Raw genomic sequence first — 25176 nt, 5'->3', positions numbered from 1 at the left:
TCCCCGCGGTGGGGAGCTCGTCGGGCCGTCGTCCTCGTGGTTGCGCCGGCGGCCGGCCGGTCAGGCCGGCTGACTGATCAGCGTGCCGATCCTCTCACCTGCGGTTGCACGGGCGATGTTGCCGTCGCGCAGCAGGTCGAACACGACGATCGGCATCTGGTTGTCCATGCAGAGGCTGATCGCCGTCGCGTCGGCCACCTTGAGCTGCTTGGCCAGCACGGTGGCGTAGTCGAGGTCGTCGTACATGACGGCGTCGGGGTTGGTGCGCGGGTCGTCGTCGTAGACGCCGTCGACACCGTTCTTGCCCATGAGCAGCACCTGGCACTCGATCTCCAGGGCGCGCTGCGCGGCGACGGTGTCGGTGGAGAAGTAGGGCATCCCGGCGCCGGCGCCGAAGATGACCAGCCGGCCCTTCTCCAGGTGCCGGATCGCCTTGCGCGGGATGTAGGGCTCGGCGACCTGACCCATGGTGATGGCCGACTGGACCCGCGTCTCCAGGCCAGCCTTCTCGCAGAAGTCCTGCAGGGCCAGGCAGTTCATGACCGTGCCGAGCATGCCCATGTAGTCGGCCTTGGTGCGGTCCATGCCGGCCTGGGAGAGCTCCGCGCCGCGGAAGAAGTTGCCGCCACCCATGACGACGGCGATCTGCGTACCCCGCGAGACGACCTCGGCGAGCTGCTCCGCGATGCCCCGGACGACGTCGGCGTCGACCCCGACCTTGCCGCCGCCGAAGGACTCACCGGAGAGCTTGAGCAGCACGCGTTGGTAGCCGCTCCCGTCGGCCGGCTGGAAGGCGGTGGGGGCGGACAGCGGCGCGGTGGTGTCGGTCAACGATTCATCCCTGGCTTGGTGTCGATGGGTGCTGTCGGTGGAGTGTGATCCTGCCGCATCCCGGTGCCCCGCTCCTGCCGAGCGCGGGTCGCGGACGGGCGGCGGACAGACGACCGGCCCCGTCCCACGAGGGGAACGGGGCCGGTCATCGGTACCGGGTGCGGCTCAGGCCTGGCCGACCTCGAAGCGCGCGAAGCGCTCGACGGTCAGACCCGCCTCGTCGACGATCTGCTTGACCGTGCGCTTGGGCTCGGTGATCGACGGCTGCTCGAGCAGGACGAAGTCCTTGTAGTAGGCGTTGACCCGACCCTCGACGATCTTGGTGATCGCCTGCTCGGGCTTGCCCTCCTCCTTGGCGGTCTGCTCGGCCACGCGGCGCTCGGTCTCGACCGCCTCGGCCGGGACCTCCTCGCGGGTGAGGTAGCGCGGCCGCGCGGCGGCGATGTGCATCGCCAGGCTGCGGGCAGCCTCCTCGGAGCCACCGGAGTACTGCACGGCGACACCGATGGCCGGGGGCAGGTCGGTGGCCCGCTTGTGCAGGTAGGTGGCGGTGCTGCCCTCGAAGGCGGCGAAGCGGCTGAGCACCAGCTTCTCGCCGATCCGGGCGGACTCGCCCTCGACCAGCGCGGCGACGGTCTGGCCGTCGACCTCGGTGTTCAGCAGGCCCTCGGCGTCGGCCGGCTTGTGCTCCAGGCCGATCGCGAGCAGGCGCTCGGCGAGCGCGACGAAGTCGGCGTTCTTGGCGACGAAGTCGGTCTCGCAGTCGAGCTCCAGCAGCGCGCCGTCCTTGCTGACGACGGCACCGTTGGTGGTGGAGCGCTCCAGGCGCTTGCCGACGTCCTTGGCGCCCTTGACCCGCAGGAACTCGACGGCCTTGTCGTAGTCGCCGTCGGCCTCGGTCAGGGCCTTCTTGCAGTCCATCATCCCGGCGCCGGTGGCGTCGCGGAGACGCTTGACGTCGGCTGCGGTGAACTCAGCCATGTCACTTCCTCTGGTGTGTCGAAGATGCGGGGAGCCGCGGCGGCGCCGTCCCTGCCGCTCGTGCGGCAGGGACGGCGCCGGACCGTCAGACGGCGTTGTTCTCCTTGCCACCGGTGGTGGCGGGGACGTCCTCGACCGGGGCGACCTGGCCGACGGTGACGTCGGCCGGCTCGGCCGGGGTCTCGGGCAGCGGGGTCGCGGCGGCCGGCTCGGCCGGCGGGGTGGCGGCGGCCTGCTCGTCGGCGGTGCCGCCGGTCAGCAGCTCGCGCTCCCAGTCGGCCAGCGGCTCGCCGGCGGCCACGGCCGGCTCGCCGCCGTCCTCGCGACCGGCGTTGGCCTGGGCGGCCGAGCGGGCCATCAGGCCCTCGGCGACCGCGTCGGCGATGACCCGGGTCAGCACCGCGATGCTGCGGATCGCGTCGTCGTTGCCCGGGATCTTGTAGTCGACCTCGTCCGGGTCGCAGTTGGTGTCGAGGATCGCGACGACCGGGATCTTGAGCTTGCGCGCCTCGCCGACGGCGATGTGCTCCTTCTTGGTGTCCACGATCCAGATGGCGCTGGGCACCTTCTTCATGTCGCGGATACCGCCGAGGCTGCGCTCGAGCTTGGCCTTCTCGCGGCTGAGGACCAGCTGCTCCTTCTTGGAGAGGCTGACCAGGGCGCCGGTCTGCTCGAGGTCCTCGAGCTCCTTGAGCCGCTCCAGCCGCTTGAAGACGGTCTGGAAGTTGGTGAGCATGCCGCCCAGCCAGCGCTGGTTGACGTAGGGCATGCCTACGCGGGTGGCCTGCTCGGCGACGACTTCCTGCGCCTGGCGCTTGGTGCCGACGAACAGGATCGAGCCGCCGTGGGCGACCGTCTGCTTGACGAACTCGTAGGCGTTGTCGATGTACCCGAGCGTCTGCTGCAGGTCGATGATGTAGATGCCGTTGCGCTCGGTGAAGATGAAGCGCTTCATCTTCGGGTTCCAGCGACGGGTCTGGTGCCCGAAGTGCACGCCGCTGTCGAGCAGCTGCTTCATGCTGACGACTGCCATATCGCAGCCTCTCTGCGTCTGCGCGCGGCCGCAGGGCCGCGCTGATTCCGGTTGTCGCGGGCTCCGGTTGGCGCCCGCCCTGGCGTCCTGCGGCACCACTCCCCCGGCTGGGCCGGGACCGAGGTGGCGACTGCCCCGCCGATCGGCGGGAGAAGGACGCGCGAAGTCGACCCGTCGGACGGGCCGCACCGGACAGCATACGCGACGCCTGCCGGGCCTTTTCCCCAGTTCCCGGGCCCCTCCACAGATCCGGTCCGCGCCTGCCGTCGCGGGCCCTCCCCCTTTCAGGGTCGCCGCATGAGGTCCTCGCTCGCGGTCGTGCTCGCGCTGGTCGCCGTCGCCGTGCTGGCGCCGGCCGGAGCGACCGCCGGACCGGCGCCTCCGATCGCCTCCCCGGGCGGCCCCGCCGCCTGGACCCCGCCGCTGCCCGGGGAGCCGGTGGTGGGCCGGCCGTTCGAGCCACCCCCGCACCGGTACGGGCCGGGGCACCGGGGCGTCGACCTCCTCGGCACGCCCGGCTCGGCGGTGCGGTCGGCGGGCGACGGCGTCGTCGTCTTCGCCGGGATGGTGGCCGGGCGGCCGGTGGTGAGCATCGACCACGCCGGCGGCCTGCGGACGACGTACGAGCCGGTCGACCCGGCCGTCGGCGCGGGTCAGGCGGTGGCACGCGGCTCGCCGATCGGGGTGCTGGCGACCGGGCACGAGGGCTGCCCGGCCGCGGCGTGCCTGCACTGGGGGCTGCGCCGGGGCGAGGACTACCTGGACCCGCTCGCGCTGCTCCGGCCGCCCCGGCTCCGCCTGCTGCCGTTCAATGCCCGGGACCCCCGGGTGGGGCCCAGGGACGGAGTCCGGCGTCCGAGGACACGTACAGCGGGTGCCGCGGCTCACCCCCAGCCGTCGTACCCAGGCAGAGCGGCTGGTCCAGGAGGGGCGCGACAGCGCGTGACCTGGCATGGAGAGCTCCTCCCGCACCCCAGGCGGCAATGGTCCTCGGGGCCGCGGCCGTGAAGAGCCGCAGAGCGTCGTCGTTCGCCGGCCCGACCGGGTCCGCTGCCCGCCGCAGGACCTGCGGATCCGTGTGCCGCAGGGCGAAGAGGTTCACGACCACGAGACCGCTCCGGCCGACGGCGCCGCTGCGGGCGATGCACCGTTCCAGCGTCGGACGGCGGCGCCGCTCGGTGTCACCTGTCGCGGGGTTGAGGAGGACCCACACGTCCGTGGTCGAGACCTCAGGGTTACCCCACCAGCGACCGAATCCGTACCGGTAGCCCATGTCAGCCGAGTAGAGGTACCGCTCCGGAAGTCCATCGGGGGACGTGCCCGCCCGGTCCTCGAGGCCGTGCCGGTCTGCGAGCACGGCGAGCACGTCGTCCACCGGCACGACGCTATCCGCCGACGGAGGCCGACCGGCACGAGGCGGCGGCTGCGCTCAGGCCAGGTGATTGACGAAGTGCACGTCGGCCTGCCCGATGTTGGGCAGGCTCTGGGTGCGGCGGCCGGTCTCCGCGTAGCCCTGCCGCCGGTAGAAACCGGGCGCCTGGGAGGTGGACGACAACAGCACCACCTGCCGGCAGCCGCGCTGCACGGCCGCCTCCTCGGCGGTGCGGAGCAGCCGGCTGCCGAGGCCGTCCCGGCGGGCGCTCTCGCGGATCCCGAGCATGGCGACGCCCACGCAGGTGCCCCGGTTCCAGCCGCTGAGCCCGCCGATGAGCTCGCCGTCCTCGTCGATCGGCTGCACCGTCAGCCAGAGCTGGTCCTCGCCCCGGAGGCGGCCCTGTTGTGGGCGCTCAGCTCTCGGTTCAGCCGGGCGTCGAGGCCGGTGTTACCCGACCCGACCCGACCCCACCCGGGGCGGGCCGGTCATGCTCCCGCGGCCGCCATCACGCGATGTCGGCGAGCTTGGTGCGCAGGTGCAGGACGGCCTTGGTGTGCAGCTGGCAGATCCGGCTCTCGGTGACGCCGAGGACGCGGCCGATGTCGGCGAGCGTGAGCCCCTCGAAGTAGTAGAGGGAGACGACGACCTTCTCCCGCTCGGGCAGCTGCTCCACGGCGCGGGCGAGCAGTTGCCGGGCCTCGCCGTGCTCGGCCATCGCCTGCGGGTCCAGCGCGCCGGGGTCCCGCAGGGTGTCACCCAGGCGCGGCGAGCCGCCGTCGTCGTCGGTGAGCAGCTCGTCGAGCGCGACGACGTTGACCAGGGACAGCTGGCCGAGGAACTTCCGGATGTCCTCGACGTCCATGTCCATGGCGTCGGCGACCTCCTCGTCCGACGGCGTCCGGTGCAGCTTGCTCTCCAGCTCTGCGACGGTGCGCTCGAACTGGCGGGCCTTGACGCGCACCGACCGCGGGATCCAGTCGGTGTTGCGGAGCTCGTCGATGATGGCGCCGCGGATCCGGGACATCGCGTAGCTCTCGAACTTCACCTCGCGGGTCGGCTCGAAGCGGGTGATCGCGTCGATGAGCCCGAAGGTGCCGTAGGAGATGAGGTCGGCCTGCTCGACGTGGGCGGGCAGGCCGCTGCCGACCCGGCCGGCGACGTACTTGACCAGCGGCGCGTAGTGCAGGATCAACCGGTCCCGGAGCGCGGAGTCCCGGCCGTCGACGTACCGCGCCCACAGGTCGTGCAGCAGGGCATCGGCGTCCTCTCCGGACTCGTCGATGCGGCGGATGGTTGCCTCAGACACGGTCGCGCTCCTCGGTCGTGCTGCGCGGGCACCGTCCGTGGTCCCGCGTGGTCATGACTGCCGTCGTCCGCTCCGCGACCCGGCCGCCGAGCTCAGGCACGGGGGTGCGCCTGGGCGTGGACAGCACGGAGCCGGTCGACCGTCACGTGCGTGTAGATCTGCGTCGTCGCGAGGCTAGCGTGGCCCAGCAGCTCCTGGACGGAGCGAAGGTCCGCGCCGCCCTCCAGCACGTGCGTGGCGGCGGAGTGCCGCAGCCCGTGCGGGCCGATGTCCGGCGCCCCCGGGACGCCGGCGGTCGCGGCGTGCACCGTGCGGCGGGCCTCCCGGGCGTCCAGCCGCCGGCCGCGCAACCCCAGCAGCAGCGCCGGCCCGGAGTCGGGCGTGGCGAGCGCCGGACGGCCGCGGGCGAGCCAGGCGTCCAGCGCGCGCTCGGCCGGCACCCCGTAGGGCACGCTGCGCTCCTTGCGGCCCTTGCCCAGCACCCGGAGCAGCCGGCGGCCGCGGTCGACGTCGTCGACGTCCAGCCCGACGAGCTCGCTCACCCGGATCCCGCTGGCGTAGAGCAGCTCCAGCACGACGGCGTCGCGCAGCCGGACCGGCTCGTCGTCCCCGGCGGCGGTCTCGACCAGCGCCCGGGCCTGGTCGGCCGCCAGCACGTCGGGCAGGGTCCGGTGCGCCTTGGGGCTGACCAGCCGCTGACCGACGTCCTCGGCGATGAGCGCGGCCCGGCGCAGCCAGGCGGTGAACGACCGGGCGGCCGAGGCGTGCCGCGCGGTGGTCGAGCGGCTGTGCCCGCGGGTGCGGCCCTGCGCGAGCCAGCTCCGCAGGGTGGCGAGGTCGAGGTCGTGCGGCTGCGTCCCGCTGCGCCGGGCGAGGTGGTCCAGCAGCCGGGCGACGTCACCGACGTAGCTCCGGACGGTGTTCTCCGACAGGTCGCGCTGCGCGCTCAGGTGCTCCTCGTAGCCGGCCAGCGCCTCGGCCAGCGCCGGGGGCAGCCCGGCGCGGACCTCTGCGGTGCTGGGAGTGGCCACGGGGGCACCGTCCGTCGGCGCCCGGCGCCGGTCAAGCCGCCGCGCCGGGGGGCTTCGGCGGCGGGGCCAGCCGCCAGCCGGTGCCGGTCCACTGGACGAGGTCGGCCAGCTCCAGCGACGGGAGCACCTTCAGCACCTCCAGGACGTCGCAGCCGGCGATGCTCGCCAGCCGCTCGGGGCTGACCCCGATGCGTACCGGGCAGGCGTCCAGCACCCGGGCCGCGAGGTCGGAGAGCCCGTCCCGCGGGGACGCCGGCCGCTCAACAGGCGGCGCCAGGTCGGTGCCGATGCCGCCGACCGCCTCGACGACGTGCGCCGCCGAGGTGACGAGTATCGCGCCGGCCTCCTCGTCCCGGAGCAGCTCGTGGCAGCCCACCGAGAGCGCGGAGGTGACGGGCCCCGGCACCACCATCACCGGCCGGCTGAGCGTCCGGGCGCGGGTGGCCGTCGCCTGCGCCCCCGACCGGGCCGCCGCCTCGACGACCACCGTGCCCCGGGTGAGCCCCGCGATCAGCCGGTTGCGGACGAGGAACCGGTGCCGCAGCGGCGCGCAGCCGGGCGGCCACTCGCTCACCAGCAGGCCGGACTCGGCGATCCGGGCGAAGAGCGCCCCGTGCGCCGCGGGGTAGACCCGGTCGACACCGCAGGCCAGCACCGCGACCGTCGGCACCCCGGCGGCCAGCGCACCACGGTGGGCGGCGGCGTCGATCCCGTACGCGCCGCCCGAGACGACGGTCCAGCCGCGCTCACCCAGTTGGTGGCCGAGCTCGGCGGCGACGTGCTCGCCGTATGCCGAGGAGGCGCGGGAGCCGACGACCGCCACCGAGCGGTCGGTCACCACGTCGAGCCGGGCCGGGCCGCGCACCCACAGGCCCATCGGTGGCACCGGTGCCCGCGTCCGGTCGGACTGGTGCCGCGGTTCGACGGGCTCCCCGGCCACGGCCACGGTGAGCGCGTGCAGCGGGTACGCGGGCCACTCGTCGTCCTCCGGGACCACGAAGCGGGCCGCGCAGCGTTCGGCGCGCCGCAGGTCGGCCAGCGTGGCGTCCTCGTGCGCCCGGGCGCCCACCAGCGACCGGATCCGCTCGGGCGCGGTGCCGGCCCGCAGGCGTCGCACGGCGTCGACCGGCCCCACGTCCTCGACGTAGCGCCAGAGGTCGATCGTCCCCGGCTCGACCGCCCGGCTCAGCCACGCCCGCGCGCGCCGCACCCCGGGTTGCGCCGTCCCCGGGACGGCGGCGGTGCCGGCTGCCTCCTCGAGGTCCTCGTCCAGGTTCACGCCGCACTCCGCTGCAGCCGCATGCCGAGGGCCTCGGCCACCTCGTCGGGGCCGGGCACGGTCCGACCGGCCAGGTCGGCGAGCGTCCACGCGACGCGGACCACCCGGTCGAAGCCGCGCACCGACAGCGAGCCCCGTTCCAGGGCGCGCTCGGCCAGCCGCAACGCCGGCCGGGGCACGGCGAACCGCTCGCGCAGCATCCGGCCGGGCACCTGGCTGTTGAGCCCCAGGCCGGTGCCGGCCAGCCGCTCCCCCGCCGCCGCCCGCGCCCGGCGGACCCGCTCGGCGACCACGGCGGTCGCCTCAGGTGCGCCCAGCCCGTCGAGCCATGCCGCCCGGGTGACCGGCGGCAGCTCCACCCGGAGGTCGACGCGGTCGAGCAGCGGCCCGGACAGCCGCGACTGGTAGCGCCGCCGCTCCAGCGGGCTGCAGGTGCACGCGGTGTCGCCGGCGGCGCTCGCGCATGGGCAGGGGTTCGCTGCCAGGACCAGCTGCGCCCGGCAGGGAAAGGTCGCGGAGCCGGCCGCCCGGTGGATGGTCACCTGCCCCCGTTCCAGCGGCTGGCGGAGGGTGTCGAGGACCGCCCGCGGGAACTCCGGTGCCTCGTCCACGAACAGCACGCCGCGGTGGGCGCGGTACAGCGCGCCGGGGCGGATCTGGCCCGAGCCGCCGCCGATGAGCGCGGCCATCGTCGCCGAGTGGTGCGGCGCCTCGAAGGTGGGCCGGGTGACCAGCGGGGCCTCCGGCGGCAGGGTGCCGGCGATCGAGTGGATGGCGGTGACCTCCAGCGCCGCCTGCTCGTCGAGCTCGGGCAGCAGTCCGGGCAGCCGCTCGGCGAGCATCGTCTTCCCCGCGCCCGGCGGCCCGCTGAGGAAGAGGTGGTGCCCCCCGGCCGCGGCGACCTCGACCGCACGCCGCCCGGCGGCCTGGCCGACGACGTCGCCCAGGTCGGGCACCGGCGGCTGCGCGGGCAGCGGCCCCCGCTCGTGCGGCCGCAGCACCGTCTCCCCGCGCAGGTGCCCGACCAGCTGCGCGAGGCTCTCCACCGCGAGCACCTCGATCCGCTCGACCAGCGCCGCCTCGGCCGCGTTGGCCGCCGGTACGACCACCTGGCGGTGCCCCGCCCGCGCGGCGGCGAGCACGGCGGGCAGCACGCCGCGGATCGCCCGCACCGATCCGTCCAGCCCGAGCTCGCCGAGCAGCACCAGCCGGTCGACCGCCCGGCGGCGCACCGCGCCCCCGGCCGCGAGCACCGCCGCGGCCAGGGCGAGGTCGAAGCCGCTCCCCTGCTTCGGCATCGAGGCCGGGGAGAGCCCGATGGTGATCCGCCGGGCCGGGAACTCGCCGCCGGCGTTGACCACCGCCGCCCGCACCCGGTCCACCGACTGCCGCACCACCGCGTCGGGCAGGCCGACGAGGACCACCCCGGGCAGCCCCGCGGCGATGTCGACCTCCACCTCCACCATCGCCCCCTGGACCCCGGCGAGCCCGACCGACCAGGTGCGTGCCAGCGTCACGAGAACGCCGCCGGGAGGTGCGTCACCAGGGCCGGGCGCCCGGGCCGCACGAGGACGCCGACGACGTCGAACCGGACCTCCGGTGCGTGCTCGTCGTGCGCCGCCAGCCAGCGCTGCGCCAGCACCCGGAGCCGGCGCTGCTTGGCCGGCGTCACCGCCTCGACGGGATGGCCGTAGCCGGTGCCCCGCCGGGTCTTCACCTCGCAGAAGACGAGGGCGTCCCGGTCGCGGGCGACGACGTCGAGCTCGCCCTCCCGGCAGCGCCAGTTGCGGTCGAGGACGCGCAACCCGGAGTCGGTCAGGTAGGCGACGGCGATCCGCTCGCCGCGGGCACCGAGGTCAGCAGGAGGAGGCACTCCCCGACCGTGCCGCGCCGCCGCGGGCCGTCCCAGGGCCGGCGCCCATCTGTGGAGGGCGCCGGGGCCTGTGGACGCCGCCGGGCTACGGCAGGCGCGGGCCGTCCGGCAGCTCGAGGTCCGGCTTGTCGAGCTCCTCGACGTTGACGTCCTTGAACGTCAGAACCCGCACGTTCCGCACGAACCGGGCGGGGCGGTACATGTCCCACACCCAGGCGTCGGAGAGCTTCAGCTCGAAGTAGACCTCGCCGCCGGCCTCCCGAACCTGAAGGTCCACGGAGTTGGCCAGGTAGAACCGGCGCTCGGTCTCCACCACGTAGGTGAACTGCCGGACGATGTCCCGGTACTCGCGATAGAGCTGCAGCTCCATCTCGGTCTCGTACTTCTCGAGGTCTTCGGTGCTCATCGGTCCTCGGTGCTCATCAGGGCTCGGGACACAGGACGCATGGCCCCATCATCGACCATGCCGTCCGAACCGGTCAGGTGGGCCGTCCGAGCGGCGTGCGCGTCGCGCGCGCGGGCCACGTTGACGTACCGCATCCGGTGCTCCGGGCACGGTCCGTGCCGCTCCAGCGCGGCGGTGTGCACCTCGGTGATGTAGCCCTTGTGGCCGGCGAAGTCGTACTCCGGCCAGCGCGCGTGCAGGTCGAGCATGATCCGGTCCCGGGTCACCTTGGCCAGCACGGACGCGGCGGCGACGCAGGCGGCCACCCGGTCGCCCTTCCAGACGGCCAGCCCCGGCCGGGCGAGCCCCGGCACGGGGAAACCGTCGGTCAGCACGTAGTCCGGGCCGGGGTCGAGCATCGAGACGGCGCGGCGCAGCGCCTCGATGTTGGTGACGTGCATGCCCCGCGCGTCGAGGTCCTCGACCGGGAGGACGACGACCGACCAGGCCACCGCGCGGTCGACGATCTCGGCGTACACCCGCTCGCGGGTGGCGGCGGTGAGCAGCTTCGAGTCGGCCAGTCCGGGCACCCGTCCCCGCCGTCCGGACGGCAGGACGCAGGCGGCGGCGACCAGCGGACCGGCGCAGGCCCCCCGGCCCGCCTCGTCGGCGCCGGCGATCGCCTCGAAGCCCCGCCGGCGCAGCGCGCGCTCCATGTCCCAGAGCGCGTCGGGCCGGTCGTCGGCAACCGTGCGGCGGGCACGGACCGCCGCAGCGGCGCGGGTGGAGGGAGGACGAGCAGCCATCGCGGCACGACAGTACGACGGCGCGCCGACACCGCGACCGGCCCCCGGACGCACCGCGGGCCGGCCCCCCCGCGAGGGGCCGGCCCGTCGGAGCCGAGGAGGTGCGGTGGGTCAGACGTCGGCGGTCACGTCGGGCTCGGCGTCCCGCAGCGCGTGCGCGCCGCAGGTGCAGCCCGGGGTGCGCGAGGAGAGCACCAGGGAGACGGCGTGCGCCCGGTCGCGGGCCCCCAGCTTGCGCAGGATGGCCTTCACGTGGGACTTCACGGTGTCCTCGCTGATGAACAGGTTGCGGCCGATCTGCCGGTTCGACTGGCCCTGCAGGAGCTCGTCGAGCACGTCCTGCTCGCGCCGGGTCAGCGGCACCTCCGGGGCGAACGGCTTGGCCGCGGGCAGCGCGGACGGTTCCACCCGGCGGATCTGCGGGTCGACGACGACGCGGCCCGCGCGGGCGGCCAGGATCGCCCAGCCGAGCAGCGTCGGCGAGGTGTTGACCATCAGGTAGCCGCGGATGCCGGCGGCGAGGGCCTCGTTGACCACGGCGGGGTCCTCGGAGGTGGCCAGGGCGACGATCGCGACGCGCGGGAACCGGCGGCGCAGGTCGCGGCAGGCGTTGAGGGTCGCGGCCCGGCCGGAGCCCAGCTCCACCACGACGGCGTCGGGGCGGGCGGTCTCGACCAGCGTGAGCGCGCGGCGCAGTTCGCCGGGGGTGCCCACCGACTGCATGCCGGCGGTCTCGTTGATCATGCTGACCAGCCCCCGGCGCAGGACGGGCGCGTCGGCGAGGAGGAGCACGCGGGTGACGCCGCGGGCGGTGCTCGCCACAGGTGCAGACACAACAGACTCCGTTTCACTTCCGGGACGGTGCCCTGTCCCCATCGGAAGGGTGAAACGGTTGCTTGAACACATTTCCAGTCGCATTTCCGGGATGGGCCGGAAAACGGATCTGCAGTTGTGGTGAGTCACACCGGAAACGGCGCGCCATTTACCGTTCGGTGCGCCCGGCCCTCGACCGGCGTCGCCACGCCGTCACCGGCACCGCGCCCGCCAGGCCCACCGCGTACGGCAGGACGGCGACGGCGCCCACCGGGCTCGCCCCACCGTCGGCGGGCATCGCCGGGACCGCCGCCGCGGCCTCGGTGCCCTGGATGTCGGGTGAGCCGAGCAGGCCGAACCGGCCCAGCGGCCAGACGATGACCGCCGCCTTGCCGATGACGTCGTCGACGGCGATGGTGCCGGCGTACTCGTCGCCCACGTGCGACCGCGAGTCCGCCGACGCCGAGCGGTGGTCGCCCATGACCCACAGCCGCCCGTCGGGCACGGTCACCGGGCCGAAGGCGCGGCTCTCGATCGGGGTGTCCTCGAAGATGTAGGGCTCCTCGAGCGGTTCGCCGTCCACGGTGACCCGGCCCTCGGTGTCGCAGCACTGCACCGTCTGGCCCTCGGTGGCGATCACCCGCTTGACGAAGTCGTCCTCGCTGGGCGGCGCGACGCCGATCGCCCGGCCGAGCCACAGCAGCGCCCCGTTGAACCAGTTGTCCGGCTCCTCGACCGAGATCTCCGCCGTCCAGGTGTCCGGCCCGCGGAAGACGACGATGTCGCCGGGCTCGGGCTCACCGAACCAGTAGGGCACCTTGTTCACCAGCACCCGGTCACCGGTGCAGCCGGTGCAGCCGTGCAGCGTCTGCTCCATCGATCCGGACGGGATGAAGAAGGCCTGCACGAAGAAGGTCTTGACGATCAGCGCCAGCACGAAGGCGATCAGCAGCAGGGCCGGCAGCTCGCGCAGCAGCGAGCCCTTCTTCGCGTCCGGCCGGCGGGCGCGGCGGCCGCCGGCCGACGGCGTCGCCCCGGTGCCACCCGCGGGCGTCTCGTCGGGGTCCGGCTCCCCCGGAACGACGTCGGCGGGCCCCCCGGGCCGGTCGCTGCTCATCAGGAGCAGCGTACGGCGCAGGGGACCCGCCGAGATCCAGCCGGTCGGGCCGGCTGTCAGGCGTGTCCTCGCGGAGAGGTCAGCGCGCGACCGTCTCGCGCTTCTCCTTGATCTTGGCGGCCTTGCCGCGCAGCTCACGGAGGTAGTACAGCTTGGCGCGACGCACGTCACCGCGGGTGAGCACCTCGATCTTCTCGACGACCGGGGTGTGCACCGGGAAGGTGCGCTCCACGCCGACGCCGAAGCTGACCTTGCGGACGGTGAAGGTCTCGCGGATGCCACCGCCCTGGCGGCGGATGACGACGCCCTGGAAGACCTGGATGCGGGAGCGGTTGCCCTCGATGACGCGGACGTGCACCTTGACGGTGTCACCCGGGCGGAACGAGGGGATGTCGTCGCGCAGCGAGTCGGCGTCGAGTGCGTCCAGGGTGTTCATCTCGGCAGTCCTCAGTCTCAGGTGGCTCGTTCTCGGTTCGGACAGCGGAACGCCCCGGCTGTCCGTTCCGGGGTGCTGCGGCTCCGGTGCGGAGCTCCCGACAGCCCGGCCGTCGGTCAGCAGCGACTCTCTACTGTGCCACATCCTCAGGCGATGACGCGCGGGGGCCCCGTCCACCGGCCGCCGGACAGCTCGGCGAGCAGGCTGGGCAGATCCCCCGGCACGAGGTCCACGGCACTCGTGGCGAGCTCCTCCGGCGACCACCAGCGGTGCGGCTCGTCGGCCAGCAGCTCCAGCTCGGTGAGCGCCCCGGGCACCACGTCGTGGACGACGTCGCGGAGCACGAAGTACGTCTCGCGGGTGTCGTACACCTGGCCGCCGAAGGGCCCGACGTACCGGCGCAGCCAGACCGGCCCCTCCAGCGCGGCCGTCCCGACGTGCAGCCCGATCTCCTCGGCGAGCTCGCGGACGGCGGCCGCGCGCAGCGTCTCGCCGTCCTCCACTCCCCCGCCGGGCGTGTACCAGAACAGCACCTCGCCGGGCGGCAGCGACGGGTCGGGCAGCCGGGCGCCCATCAGCAGCACCCGGCCGGCGGGGTCGAGGACGACGACGCGCGCCGTCGTCCGGACGATCGCTCGCCCGTCCGTCCGGAGCTCACTCACCGGCGAGGGCCGCCCGCTCCGCGTCGGTGAGCGCGTCGTCGGGCAGCGCGGCGAGCAGGTCGGGGCGGCGGGCCGCGGTGCGGCGCAGCGACTCCCCGCGCCGCCAGCGGGCGATGCCGGCGTGGTCGCCGGAGAGCAGCACGCCGGGCACCTCGTGGCCCCGCCACGTGGCCGGCCGGGTGTAGGAGGGGCCCTCGAGCAGGCCGTCGGCGTGCGAGTCGAACTCGACGGACTCGCGGTTGCCCACGACGCCGGGGATCAGCCGGGTGACGGCCTCGGTCATCACCAGCACCGCGGACTCCCCGCCGGCGAGCACGTAGTCGCCGATCGACACCTCGGAGACCGGCCCGGCGTCGGCCGCCCAGTCGGCGACCCGCTGGTCGATGCCCTCGTAGCGGCCGCAGGCGAAGACCAGCCCGGGCTCGGTGGCCCACTCGGCGGCCATCCGCTGGGTGAACGGCCGGCCGGCCGGGGTCGGCACGACGAGCCGGGTGCCGGGTGGGCGGACGGCGTCCAGCGCGCGGCCCCACGGCTCGGGCTTCATCACCATGCCGGGGCCGCCGCCGTAGGGGGCGTCGTCGACGGTGCGGTGCACGTCGTCGGTCCACTGGCGCAGGTCGTGCACGCCGACGCTGATCAGGCCGCGCTCGATGGCCTTGCCGAGCAGCGACTGGCGCAGCGGCGCCAGGTACTCCGGGAAGATCGTGACGACGTCGATGCGGAAGGTCACGCGCATCCCCGCCGGTTCGCTCCCGCCCGGCGGCGCCGGCCGGTCACAGCGCCGCTCACAGGTCGAGCAGCCCCTCGGGCGGGTCCACCACCAGGAAACCGCCGGCGACGTCGACGGTCGGCACGATCGCGGAGACGAACGGGATCAGCGCCTCCCCGCCCTCCGCGCGCCGCACGACGAGCAGGTCCTGCGCCTCGTGGCGGACCGCCGTCACCTCGCCGAGGACCGAGTCGTCGGGCAGCCGGGCGGCCAGGCCGACCAGCTGGTGGTCGTAGTAGGAGTCGGGTTCCTCGATCTCCGGCAGCTCCGCGATCGGGACGACCAGGAGGGTGTTGCGCAGCTCGTCCACGGCCTCGCGGACGTCGTAGACCGCGCCCGAGGCGTCGGCGAGCTGCAGCAGCAGCGTGCCGCTGTGCCACCGCTTGTCGACGACGGTCAGCGGGCCGCGCTCGGGCGGGTCGGTGGCCAGCACCGCGCCGGGGGCGAAGCGGAGGTCGGGGTCGTCGGTGCGGACCTCGACGGTGGCCAGACCACGGACACCGTGGGGCCGGCCGATGCGGCCGACCACCACGGTGTCGGTGGGTTCGTTCTGCGGTGTCACGTGCTGGTGCCCGAAGAGCTCGTGCTCAGCGCCCGTCGGTGTCGACGACGTCGACCCGGAGGCCCCGCCCGCCGACGCCGGTCATGACCTGGCGCAGCGCCTTGGCGGTGCGCCCGCCCCGGCCGATGACCTTGCCGAGGTCGTCCGGGTGCACCCGGATCTCGAGGGTCTTGCCGCGACGGTTGGTGAGCAGGTCGACGGTGACGTCGTCGGGGTTGTCGACGATGCCCTTGACCAGGTGCTCGAGCGCCTCTTCGAGCACGTCTTACCCGGCCGGCGTCTCGGCCGGAGCAGCGTCGGCCGCGGGGGCCTCGGCGGCGGGGGCCTCGGTGGCGGGAGCCTCGGCGGCCTTCTTCGGCGCCGCCTTCTTCTTGGCGGTCGTCGCGTCCGTGGTCGGCTCGTCCATGCCGGAGCGGACGGCGGCCTCGTAGAGGGCCTTCTTGTCCGGCTTGGGCTCGGCGACCTTCATGGGCGGCGGCGCGGCCTCGCCCTTGAACTTCTGCCAGTCACCGGTGACCCGGAAGATGGCGGCGACGGCCTCGGTCGGCTGGGCGCCGACACCCAGCCAGTACTGCGCGCGCTCGCTGTCGACCTCGATGAAGGACGGCTCCTCCTTCGGGTGGTACTTGCCGATCGTCTCGATCGAGCGGCCGTCCCGCTTGGTGCGGGCGTCGGCGACGACGATGCGGTAGTACGGCGCGCGCATCTTGCCCAGGCGCATGAGCTTGATCTTGGTGGCCACGGTGGGTGGTGTACTCCTCGAACGCGTTTCGGTTGCTCGCCGGAGCGACGTGTGGGGGTACGCCGGGGCGGAGCCAGGGACACGGACGTCAGTGGTGAGAGGGCCGCTGCCGCCGTGTTCGACACTCCATGATGCCAGACGCGCGGACGGGGCAGGCAGTCAGCCGGGTCCGCCCGGGTGAGCGCGCCCGCCGCGAGCAGCCCGCCGGACGTCGTCCGCCCCCACCGCGGAGCGTCTTCCCCCACCGCAGACCACGAGGGAGGACGCGCCAGGATCAGGTCACCTGATCGTGGCCCACCGGTCAGCCGCGGACGGCGGCGACCACGCGGGCCCCCGCGCCGTCGACCGGGATCTCCTCGCGCTCGCCCGTGGCCCGGTCGCGCAGCTCCAGGACGCCTTGGGCGAGGCCGCGGCCGACGGTGACGATCGTCGGCATGCCCAGCAGCTCGGCGTCCTTGAACTTCACCCCCGGGCTCACCTTCGGCCGGTCGTCGTAGAGCACGGTCAGCCCGGCGTCGACCAGCTCCGCGGCCAGCGTCTCGGCGGCCGCGAAGATCGCCGGGTCCTTGCCGGTGGCGACGACGTGCACGTCGGCCGGGGCGACCTCGCGGGGCCAGACCAGGCCGAGCTCGTCGTGGGTGGACTCGGCGATCGCGGCCACCGCGCGGGAGACGCCGATGCCGTAGGAGCCCATCGTGACGGTGACCAGCTTGCCGCTCTCGTCGAGCACCTTGAGGTCCAGCGCCTCGGCGTACTTGCGGCCCAGCTGGAAGATGTGTCCCATCTCCACGCCGCGGGCGAGCTCCAACGGTCCGGAGCCGTCGGGCGCGGGGTCGCCGGCGAGGACCTCGGCGGCTTCGATGACGCCGTCCCAGGCGAAGTCCCGGCCGGCGACGAGGTCGAACACGTGCTTGCCCGGCGCGTTGGCCCCGGTGATCCAGCGGGTGCCGCTGACCACGCGCGGGTCGACCAGGTACCGGATCTTCGACTCGCTCTCGCTGCCGAGCACCTGCGGGCCGATGTAGCCCTTGACCAGCGCCGGGTGCTCGTCGAACTCGGTGAACGGCTCGACCTCGGCCGGCGCGACCTGCGCCTCCAGGCGCTTCGCGTCGACGTCGCGGTTGCCGGGGATGCCGATGACCAGCGGCTCGCGGGTGCCGTCGGGGTGCACCAGGGTGACGACGACGTTCTTCAGCGTCGAGGCGGCGGTGTAGCCGGCCTCGGGGAACATCTCCTGGGCGACGGCGACCAGCGTCTCGATGGTCGGGGTGTCGGGGGTGTCCTCGACGTGCGCCTCCGGCAGCCCCTCGAGCGGGATCTCGTCGGGGACGACGGTGGTGACCGCCTCGACGTTGGCCGCGTAGCCGCCGGGCGAGCGGACGAAGGTGTCCTCGCCGATCGCCGTCGGGTGCAGGAACTCCTCGCTCCTCGACCCACCCATGGCGCCGGACATCGCCGAGACGATGGCGTACTCGAGGCCGAGCCGGTCGAAGATGCGGATGTAGGCGTCGCGGTGCGCGGCGTAGGACCTGTCCAGGCCGGCGTCGTCGACGTCGAAGGAGTAGCTGTCCTTCATCGTGAACTCGCGGCCGCGCAGCAGCCCGGCACGAGGACGCGCCTCGTCCCGGAACTTGGTCTGGATCTGGTAGAGCGACAGCGGCAGGTCCTTGTACGACGAGTACAGGTCCTTCACCAGGAGCGTGAACATCTCCTCGTGCGTGGGCCCGAGCAGGTGGTCGACGCCGCGGCGGTCCGTGAGCCGGAACAGGTTGTCGCCGTACTCGGTCCAGCGGCCGGTGGCCTCGTAGGGCTCCTTGGGCAGCAGCGAGGGGAAGTGCACCTCCTGCGCGCCCATCGCGTCCATCTCCTCGCGGACGATGCGCTCGACGTTGCGGAAGACGCGGAAGCCCAGCGGCAACCAGCTGAACCCGCCGGGAGCGGCCCGCCGGATGTAGCCGGCGCGCACGAGCAGGCGGTGGCTCGGGACCTCGGCGTCGGCCGGGTCTTCCCGAAGGGTCCGCAGGAACAGGGAGGACATCCGCAACAGCACGCCGAGGAGTCTCCCAGGCGGGCGGAACCGGTTTCCCGACACGTCCGCCCGGCCCGCCGTGGAGCACGACGGCCACCCCCGGGGAAGGAGCGGACCGCTGCGCCACCGGCCCTGCGGGCGGGCGCGGCGCGGCTAGGATGCGGGAGGTCCGAGCCGCGTCGACATCCCCGCCGCGGGGCCGACCCCGGAAGCGAGGAACCGTGGGCCGAGACCGCGACCAGCAGGGCCGAAGCCGACCGCTCCCCCCGCGCCTCGACCCGCGGGCCGGCGTTCCGCCCCGCCCCCGCGCCGGTGCGACCGCCGCCGGGCCGCGACCGCGGGACCGCCGCCGACGCCTCGTGGTCGCGAGCCGGCTCGTCGCCGGCGTCCTGTCGGTGCTGCTGCTCGCCGGCTCGGGCTGGGGCTGGTACCTCGGCCAGGTGGCCGACGCGACGGTGAACCGGACCGACGCCATCCCCGCCGACGGCAACGAGGACAGCGGGGACGCCGGTGAGGCGATGAACCTGCTGCTGGTCGGCAACGACAGCCGCAGCAGCCTGACCGACGAGCAGCTGGCGGAGTTCAACGCCGGCACCGACTCCGGGGTCAACACCGACACGATGATCCTGGTGCACGTGCCCGCCGACGGGTCCCGGGCGTCGTTCGTCTCCTTCCCGCGCGACTCGTGGGTCGAGATCCCCGGCTACGGCCCGGACAAGCTCAACGCCGCCTACGCCTACGGCTACGCCGACGCCGAGGGCGGCGACGAGGCCGCCCGCCAGGCCGCCGGGGCCCAGCTGCTGGTCCGGACCATCAGCCGGCTCACCGGGCTGCACATCGACCACTACGCCGAGGTCGACCTGCTCGGCTTCTTCGAGCTCAGCTCGGTCGTGGGCGGCGTCGAGGTGAACCTGTGCGAGGCCGTCGACGACCGCGAGTGGTCCGGCGCGTTCTTCCCGGCCGGCCCGCAGACGATCAGCGGCGCCGACGCGCTGAAGTTCGTCCGCCAGCGGCACGGGCTGCCCGGGGGCGACTTCGACCGGATCGTCCGCCAGCAGGTCTTCATCGCCGGCGTGCTGCGCAAGATGCTCTCCGAGGACGTGCTGCTCGACCTGGCCAAGCAGCGCGAGCTGGTCCAGGCCGCCGCGGAGTCGCTCACCGTGGACGAGGACCTGGACCTGCTCCAGCTCGCCGAGCAGATGCAGTCGGTCACCACGGGCAGCATCGAGTTCCAGACCGTGCCGAATCTCGGGATCGACCGGGAGGGCAGCGCCTCCATCGTCCGGCTCGAGGACACCGACACCCTGCGCCGGTTCTTCGCGGAGCTGTCGGCCGCGCCCGAGGAAGCCGCACCGGAGGACGCCGCCCCACCCACGGCGGCCGACCCCTCCGAGGTCTCCGTGGCCGTCTTCAACGGCTCCGGGACGAGCGGGCTGGCCGCGGAGGCCCAGGCGGACCTGGAAGCGGACGGCTTCACGGTGGTGTCCACGGGCAACGCGGACTCCGCCGACTACGGGCAGACCGAGATCCGGCACGCCGCGGGCGACGAGGCCCTCGCCGCCTCGGTCGCCGCCGCCGTCCCCGGCGCCGTCACCACCGCGGTCGACGACGCGACGCCGGGCACCGTGCAGCTCGTCCTCGGCGCGGACTTCAACGGCATCGGCGAGGCCACCGACCCCCAGCCGCCGGCGGCAGCGGAGGAGGGCGAGGAGGCCCGCACCGCCGCCGACACCGGCTGCATCAACTGACGAGGCGGCCGCGGAGGATCGTTCGTTGCGGTCGCTGCAACGAGTCGAGGTCGGCGCGTGGATCGGTCTCGTAGACGACGACGTCGGCCGTCGCCCCCTCCTCGATCCCGCGCAGCCCCAGCCACTCGCGGGCTCGCCAGGAGCCCGCGGCCAGCGCCGCCTCGGCGGGTATCCCGGCCCGGCACAGCGCGCGGATCTCGTCGGCGATCACCCCGTGGTCGATGCCGCCGCCGGCGTCGGTGCCGGCGAACACCGGCACCCCCGCCTCGTAGGCCGCCCGCACGACCGCACCGGAGTTCGCGTACAGCCGCCGCATCGTGCTGGCGTACGTCGGGAACTTCTTCTCCCCCGCGGCCGCGAAGCCCGGGAAGTTCTCCACGTTCACCAGCGTCGGGACGACGGCGGTGCCCCGGCGGGCCATCTCGCCGATCAGGTCCTCGGTCAGCCCGGTGCCGTGCTCGATGCAGTCGATGCCGGCCTCGATCAGGCCCGGCAGCGCGTCGGTGCCGAAGGTGTGCGCGGTGACGCGCGCCCCCTCCTCGTGCGCGGCCGCGATGGCGGCCGCGAGCACGTCGGCCGGCCACTCGGGCGCCAGGTCGCCGACCGAGCGGTCGATCCAGTCGCCGACCAGCTTCACCCAGCCGTCGCCGCGACGGGCCTGGATCCGGGTCTGCTCGACGAGGTCCTCCGGCTCGATCTCGACACCGAGCCCGGGGATGTACCGGCGGGTGCGGGCGATGTGCCGCCCGGCCCGGATGATCGTCGGCAGCTCGGGGTCGTCGTCCAGCTCGCGGGTGTCGACCGGTGAACCGCAGTCCCGCAGGGCCAGCACCCCGGCGTCCCGCTCGGTGAGCGCCTGGGTGCGCGCGGAGGCGATGTCCTCGACGTGCCCACCGCCGCGGGCGATGCCCACGTGGCAGTGCGCGTCGACCAGCCCGGGGAGCAGCCAGCCGCCCCGGCTGACCGTCTCCGCGCCCGGCACCGGTTCGAAGGTGAACCGGCCGTCGCGCACCCAGACGTCGCGGTGCTCCGCCTCGGGCAGCACCACACCGGACAGGTGGAGCGGGGGCAGCGCGCTCACCGGCCGGGCCGCTCGTCCTTGAACTGGTCGAAGTTCAGCTTGGTGAGGTCGGGCAGCCCCTGCCCCGGGGGCAGGCCCGGCATCCCGGCGCCGCCGAAGGGGTTCGGGCCGCCCGGGAAGCCGGCGCCGGGCGGGAGGCCGGGCGCGCCCACCGGCCGCCGGGCCGGGCCACCCTTGCCCTTGCCCTTCTTCCCCTTGCCCTTCTTCGACTGCGCCTGCATCTGCCGGCCGCGGGCCTTCTTCGACATGGGGCCCATGCCGGGCAGGCCCATGCTGCCGGCCATCTGGCCCATCATCTTCTGCGCCTGGGCGAACCGCTCCAGCAGCGCGTTCACCTCGGTGACCGTCACCCCGGAACCGTTGGCGATGCGCACCCGCCGCGAGGCGTTGATGATCTTCGAGTCGACCCGCTCCTGCGGGGTCATCGACCGGATGATCGCCGCGGTGCGGTCGAGATCCCGGTCGTTCACCTGCGCCAGCTGTTCCTTCATCTGGCCCGCGCCGGGGAGCATGCCGAGCAGGTTCGCGATCGGCCCCATCTTGCGGATGGCCATCATCTGCTCGAGGAAGTCCTCGAGGGTGAACCCCTCCCGTGAGGTGAGCTTGCCGGCCATCTTCTCCGCCTGGTCGGCGTCGAAGGCCTGCTCGGCCTGCTCGATGAGGGTCAGCACGTCGCCCATCCCGAGGATGCGCGAGGCCATCCGCTCGGGGTGGAAGACGTCGAAGTCGGTGAGCTTCTCGCCGGTCGAGGCGAACATGATCGGCTGGCCGGTCACGTACCGGACCGACAGCGCGGCACCACCGCGGGCGTCGCCGTCGAGCTTGGTGAGGACGACGCCGGTGAAGCCGACGCCCTCCTGGAACGCCTGGGCGGTCGTGACCGCGTCCTGACCGATCATCGCGTCGACGACGAACAGCGTCTCGTCGGGCCGGACGACGTCGCGGATGTCCGCGGCCTGCTGCATCAGCTCGGCGTCGATGCCCAGCCGGCCGGCGGTGTCGACGACGACGACGTCGTGCATCGTGCGGCGGGCGTGCTCGATCGAGTCGCGGGCCACCTGCACCGGGTCGCCGACGCCGTTGCCCGGCTCGGGGGCGTAGACGTCGACCCCGGCCTGACCGGCCACGATCGACAGCTGGTTGACCGCGTTCGGGCGCTGCAGGTCGGCGGCCACGAGCAGCGGGGTGTGCCCCTGCGACTTCAGCCAGCGGCCGAGCTTGCCCGCGAGCGTGGTCTTACCGGCACCCTGCAGACCGGCCAGCATGATCACCGTCGGCGACTGCTTGGCCAGCCGGATGCGGCGGGTCTCGCCACCGAGGATCTGGACGAGCTCCTCGTTGACGATCTTGATGACCTGCTGCGCCGGGTTCAGCGCCTGGGAGACCTCCGCGCCGCGGGCGCGCTCCTTGACCGCGGAGATGAAGGCCCGCACCGCCGGCAGCGCGACGTCGGCCTCCAGCAGCGCGATGCGGATCTCGCGCGCGGTCGCGTCGATGTCGGCGTCGGAGAGCCGACCCTTGCCCCGCAGGCCGGTGAAGACCTTGTCGAGGCGGTCGGAAAGGGTCTCGAACACAGCACGTCCTCAGCAGTCACGGGCGCGGGCTCGCCGCGCCACCTGGGACCCAGCGTATCGAGGGACGGCCGGAGGCGGTCAGGCCGCGCGGGCTACCCGCGCGTCGAGGGGCGTCACGGCCGCGTCCCCGCTGACCAGCGCGGCGCCGCAGTCGGCGCAGGCCCACTCCGGGCACTCGCCGCCGTCCTCGGTGTGGCCGTCGACGCACGGCGGCTGCACGAAGTCCCGGTCGTCCCCGCAGGACGGGCAGGGCCACTGGCGGCTGTCCACGGCGCGCTCCTCTCGGCAGGTGGGACCGGTCCGTCCCGATCCGCTCCCGACGGTCGCACGCACCACCGACAGAACCGCGGACCTCAGGACGGCGTGTCGGGACCCACCGCCAGCGCGGGGCCGCGCGTGGCGGCCACCAGGGCCGCGTCCACCCGCTCCCGCTGCTCCGGGCCCACCGGCGAGCCGGAGGAGTTGGCGACGTAGAAGCAGTCGACCGCGTCGCCGCCGAGGGTCTCGATGCGGGCCGAGGTGACGTCCAGCCCCTCCCCCGCGATCGCCGCGGTGAGCCGGTACAGCAGCCCCGCCCGGTCCCCCGCCCGCACCTCGACGATCCCGGTCGCCCGGCCGCTCACCTCGTGGTTGTGCCAGGAGATGCGGGGCGGGGCCGACCGCGTCTCCTCCCGGTAGTCGGCCTCCCGCTGGCGCAGCCGCTCGGGCAGCGACAGCGTCCCCTCCAGCGCCGCGCGGACGCCGTCGGCCAGGATCTCCGGCACCGGCGCGCGGCCGAACCGGGGCCGCACCGCGAACACCCCGGTGCCGTAGCCGTCGGCCACCGTCATCTTCGCCGCGCGCACGTCGAGTTGGTTGAGCGCGAGCACCCCGGCGCAGGTGCTGAGCAGCCCCGGCCGGTCGGGGGCGCCGATGGTCACCTGCTGCCCGTCGGCCACCTCCTCGATCCCCACGGTCACCGCCCGGGTGACCCCGGGGATGTCCGGCGCCGGCGCGGTGACCTGCGCCGAGGTGGGGTGCAGCACCGGGTCCGGCTCGGCCAGCTGCGGTCCGCCGAGCTCGCCCTGCACCCGGGCGACCAGCGCCGCGACCAGGTGCGCCTTCCACGGCGACCACGCCGACGCGCTGGTGGCCGCGCCGTCGGCCTGCGCCAGGGCGTGCAGCAGCTGCAGCACCGTGGCGTCGTGCCCGATGGTGGCCGCCACGCGTTCGATGGTCGCGGGGTCGTCGATGTCGCGCCGGGTCGCCGTCGCGGGCAGCAGCAGGTGGTGGCGCACCAGCGTGCCGAGCATGGCGACGTCGGGCGCGGAGAAGCCCATGCGGGCGCCGATCCCGGCGGCGATCGGCTCACCGACCACGCTGTGGTCGCCCGGCCAGCCCTTCCCGATGTCGTGCAGCAGGGCCGCGACCAGCAGCAGGTCGGGCCGGTCGACGTCGCGGGTCAGCTCGCTCGCCGCGGCCGCGGCCTCGATCAGGTGGCGGTCGACGGTGAACCGGTGCCACGGGTGCCGCTGCGGCAGCGACCGGACCCGGTCCCACTCGGGCAGCAGCCGCGACAGCAACCCCTCCTGGTCCAGCTGCTCCAGCACCGGGACCGCCGATCGGCCGCTGGCCAGGACCCGCAGGAACGACCAGCGCGCCTCCGGGGGCCACGGCTCGGGCAGCGGCGGGCTGTGCACCGCGAGCACCTTGAGGGTGTACGGGGACAGCAGCAGGTCCGCGCGGGCCGCGGCGGCCGCGGCCCGGAGCACGAGCCCGGGGTCGGCGGCCGGGCGGGCGTCGCGGGCGAGCACGACCTCGTCGCCCTGCCGGACGACGCCCTCGGCCAGCGGCTCGCGGCGCACCCGGCGGTACCGGCCGCGCGGCCGGCGGACCAGCGCGGCCTCCACCCGCCGCCACGTCTCGTCGGCGACGAAGGCCAGCCGCCGTCCGGCCAGGCTGACCTCACGCAGCAGGACGTCCTCGTCGGCCAGCCCCAGGCTCGCGGCGATCGCGCGCTGCTCCTGGCGCACCAGGACGTCCGAGGCCCGGCCGGACCGGCGGCGCAGCTCGTCGCGCACGTCCAGCAGGAACGCGTACGCCTGCTCGGCCTCCGCGGTGGGCTCGTCGACGAGCTGGGCGGCGGCGGCCGCCCGGAGCACCTGGCCCTCGCGCAGCCCGCCGTAGGCCTCCTTGAGGTCGGGCTCGAGCAGGAAGGCCAGCTCCCCCAGCCGGCGGGCCCGCTCGCGGCGCAGGTCGCGCAGCTGGGGCATCAGCCGGGAGGCGTGCTGCCGCCAGCTGGCCAGGGTCGCCGTCCGCAGCCGGGCGGCCAGCTCGGCGTCCCCGGCCACCAGCCGGGCGTCGAGCAGGCCGAGCCCGGCCTTGGCGTCGGTGGAGGCGACGGTGACCGCCTCCGCCACCGACCGGACCGAGTGGTCCAGGCGCAGGCCGGCGTCCCAGACCGGGTACCAGAGGGCGTCGGCGACGGCGGCGATCTCCGGCCGGTCGTCGTGCACCAGCACCAGGTCGAGGTCGCCGTGCGGCGGGAGCTCCCGGCGGCCGAGGCTGCCGACGGCGACCAGGGCCAGCCCGTCGGTGCCCGACCGGGGCGGCGGCCCCCCGCGGCGCGACCGCGGCGGCGGGGTGCCGGCGACGGCGTCGTCCAGCAGCCCGGTCAGCCACCCCTCCAGGGCCTCGACCCGCTCCGTGCGGCCGAGCCCCGGCAACGCCTCCGTGTCCAGCACGACTCCCCCTCGGTACGGCC

At 74.4% G+C, this 25176-nt stretch carries 25 protein-coding genes and 2 pseudogenes; 2 read left to right on the top strand and 25 right to left on the bottom strand.

What is annotated here, in order from left to right:
* Positions 1-60: 60 nt before the first annotated feature.
* The 3 genes from pyrH to rpsB form a co-directional block, all read right to left on the bottom strand.
* Complete coding sequence (pyrH, locus tag ACI790_RS18020) at positions 61-831, bottom strand: UMP kinase (protein WP_456571158.1); 771 nt, start codon at positions 829-831, stop codon at positions 61-63.
* Between the two features lie 165 nt (positions 832-996).
* Positions 997-1812, bottom strand: a complete 816-nt coding sequence (gene tsf, locus ACI790_RS18015; RefSeq protein ID WP_456571157.1) for a translation elongation factor Ts — start codon at positions 1810-1812, stop codon at positions 997-999.
* Between the two features lie 85 nt (positions 1813-1897).
* Positions 1898-2845 carry a 30S ribosomal protein S2 gene (gene rpsB / locus ACI790_RS18010; protein ID WP_456571156.1) on the bottom strand — a complete coding sequence of 316 codons (948 nt, stop codon included), beginning with the start codon at positions 2843-2845 and terminating at the stop codon, positions 1898-1900.
* 297 nt (positions 2846-3142) lie between these two features.
* Between rpsB and ACI790_RS18005 the strand changes: the two are divergent.
* Positions 3143-3601: pseudogene (locus ACI790_RS18005) on the top strand (murein hydrolase activator EnvC family protein); the annotation flags it as partial.
* Positions 3602-3653: 52 nt separating this feature from the next.
* Here ACI790_RS18005 and ACI790_RS18000 read toward each other — a convergent pair.
* The 18 genes and pseudogenes from ACI790_RS18000 to ACI790_RS17915 all read right to left on the bottom strand — a co-directional run bounded on the left by ACI790_RS18000 (position 3654) and on the right by ACI790_RS17915 (position 18051).
* Entirely contained in the window at positions 3654-4118 is a 465-nt protein-coding gene (locus tag ACI790_RS18000) for a DUF1643 domain-containing protein (RefSeq protein WP_456571191.1), read from the bottom strand.
* Positions 4119-4274: 156 nt separating this feature from the next.
* Positions 4275-4613: pseudogene (locus ACI790_RS17995) on the bottom strand (GNAT family N-acetyltransferase); the annotation flags it as partial.
* A gap of 112 nt (positions 4614-4725) precedes the next feature.
* Positions 4726-5526: an RNA polymerase sigma factor WhiG gene (gene whiG / locus ACI790_RS17990; RefSeq protein ID WP_456571155.1), complete on the bottom strand. Its 801-nt coding sequence runs from the start codon at positions 5524-5526 to the stop codon at positions 4726-4728.
* Between the two features lie 92 nt (positions 5527-5618).
* Positions 5619-6557, bottom strand: a complete 939-nt coding sequence (locus ACI790_RS17985) for a tyrosine recombinase XerC (protein WP_456571154.1) — start codon at positions 6555-6557, stop codon at positions 5619-5621.
* A gap of 31 nt (positions 6558-6588) precedes the next feature.
* Positions 6589-7836, bottom strand: coding sequence for a DNA-processing protein DprA (dprA, locus tag ACI790_RS17980; RefSeq protein ID WP_456571153.1), 1248 nt, complete (start codon positions 7834-7836; stop codon positions 6589-6591).
* On the bottom strand, positions 7833-9353 hold the full coding sequence (locus tag ACI790_RS17975; protein ID WP_456571152.1) for a YifB family Mg chelatase-like AAA ATPase: 1521 nt from the start codon (positions 9351-9353) through the stop codon (positions 7833-7835). The genes dprA and ACI790_RS17975 overlap by 4 nt, the downstream gene beginning before the upstream one ends.
* Positions 9350-9709: a YraN family protein gene (locus ACI790_RS17970; RefSeq protein WP_456571151.1), complete on the bottom strand. Its 360-nt coding sequence runs from the start codon at positions 9707-9709 to the stop codon at positions 9350-9352. Before ACI790_RS17970 ends, ACI790_RS17975 begins: the two co-directional genes overlap by 4 nt.
* A gap of 85 nt (positions 9710-9794) precedes the next feature.
* Positions 9795-10115: a DUF2469 domain-containing protein gene (locus ACI790_RS17965; protein WP_135146486.1), complete on the bottom strand. Its 321-nt coding sequence runs from the start codon at positions 10113-10115 to the stop codon at positions 9795-9797.
* Complete coding sequence (locus ACI790_RS17960) at positions 10112-10900, bottom strand: ribonuclease HII (protein ID WP_456571150.1); 789 nt, start codon at positions 10898-10900, stop codon at positions 10112-10114. The genes ACI790_RS17965 and ACI790_RS17960 overlap by 4 nt, the downstream gene beginning before the upstream one ends.
* Positions 10901-11011: 111 nt before the next feature.
* Entirely contained in the window at positions 11012-11734 is a 723-nt protein-coding gene (locus ACI790_RS17955; RefSeq protein ID WP_456571149.1) for a LuxR C-terminal-related transcriptional regulator, read from the bottom strand.
* Between the two features lie 148 nt (positions 11735-11882).
* Positions 11883-12830, bottom strand: a complete 948-nt coding sequence (gene lepB / locus ACI790_RS17950) for a signal peptidase I (protein WP_456571148.1) — start codon at positions 12828-12830, stop codon at positions 11883-11885.
* Positions 12831-12909: 79 nt separating this feature from the next.
* Complete coding sequence (rplS, locus tag ACI790_RS17945) at positions 12910-13266, bottom strand: 50S ribosomal protein L19 (protein WP_091933693.1); 357 nt, start codon at positions 13264-13266, stop codon at positions 12910-12912.
* Positions 13267-13412: 146 nt separating this feature from the next.
* Positions 13413-13928, bottom strand: coding sequence for an NUDIX hydrolase (locus ACI790_RS17940; RefSeq protein ID WP_456571147.1), 516 nt, complete (start codon positions 13926-13928; stop codon positions 13413-13415).
* Complete coding sequence (gene trmD / locus ACI790_RS17935) at positions 13921-14664, bottom strand: tRNA (guanosine(37)-N1)-methyltransferase TrmD (RefSeq protein ID WP_456571146.1); 744 nt, start codon at positions 14662-14664, stop codon at positions 13921-13923. Before trmD ends, ACI790_RS17940 begins: the two co-directional genes overlap by 8 nt.
* A 49-nt stretch (positions 14665-14713) precedes the next feature.
* On the bottom strand, positions 14714-15259 hold the full coding sequence (rimM, locus tag ACI790_RS17930; protein WP_456571145.1) for a ribosome maturation factor RimM: 546 nt from the start codon (positions 15257-15259) through the stop codon (positions 14714-14716).
* A gap of 25 nt (positions 15260-15284) precedes the next feature.
* Entirely contained in the window at positions 15285-15521 is a 237-nt protein-coding gene (locus tag ACI790_RS17925; RefSeq protein ID WP_113799223.1) for an RNA-binding protein, read from the bottom strand.
* Positions 15522-15524: 3 nt separating this feature from the next.
* Positions 15525-16001 (bottom strand): 30S ribosomal protein S16, encoded by a 477-nt coding sequence (gene rpsP, locus ACI790_RS17920; RefSeq protein ID WP_456571144.1) that lies wholly within the window; start codon positions 15999-16001, stop codon positions 15525-15527.
* Between the two features lie 301 nt (positions 16002-16302).
* Positions 16303-18051 carry a proline--tRNA ligase gene (locus ACI790_RS17915; protein WP_456571143.1) on the bottom strand — a complete coding sequence of 583 codons (1749 nt, stop codon included), beginning with the start codon at positions 18049-18051 and terminating at the stop codon, positions 16303-16305.
* 338 nt (positions 18052-18389) lie between these two features.
* Here ACI790_RS17915 and ACI790_RS17910 point away from each other — a divergent pair, with 338 nt between their 5' ends.
* Entirely contained in the window at positions 18390-19778 is a 1389-nt protein-coding gene (locus tag ACI790_RS17910) for an LCP family protein (protein WP_456571142.1), read from the top strand.
* On the opposite strand, the gene ACI790_RS17905 is transcribed toward ACI790_RS17910, so the two are convergent.
* The 4 genes from ACI790_RS17905 to ACI790_RS17890 form a co-directional block, all read right to left on the bottom strand.
* Complete coding sequence (locus ACI790_RS17905; RefSeq protein WP_456571141.1) at positions 19771-20859, bottom strand: amidohydrolase family protein; 1089 nt, start codon at positions 20857-20859, stop codon at positions 19771-19773. The genes ACI790_RS17910 and ACI790_RS17905 overlap by 8 nt on opposite strands.
* Positions 20856-22433 (bottom strand): signal recognition particle protein, encoded by a 1578-nt coding sequence (ffh, locus tag ACI790_RS17900; protein ID WP_456571140.1) that lies wholly within the window; start codon positions 22431-22433, stop codon positions 20856-20858. Before ffh ends, ACI790_RS17905 begins: the two co-directional genes overlap by 4 nt.
* A 78-nt stretch (positions 22434-22511) precedes the next feature.
* Complete coding sequence (locus tag ACI790_RS17895; protein ID WP_456571139.1) at positions 22512-22703, bottom strand: hypothetical protein; 192 nt, start codon at positions 22701-22703, stop codon at positions 22512-22514.
* A gap of 83 nt (positions 22704-22786) precedes the next feature.
* A complete protein-coding gene (locus ACI790_RS17890; RefSeq protein ID WP_456571138.1) occupies positions 22787-25156 on the bottom strand; it encodes a [protein-PII] uridylyltransferase in 2370 nt (789 codons plus the stop codon).
* Positions 25157-25176: the final 20 nt, after the last annotated feature.

It is taken from the genome of Blastococcus sp. SYSU DS0539, from assembly GCF_054050855.1.
The sequence above is the reverse complement of the archived record's forward strand: the minus strand, read 5'-3'. Positions and strand labels throughout refer to the sequence as shown.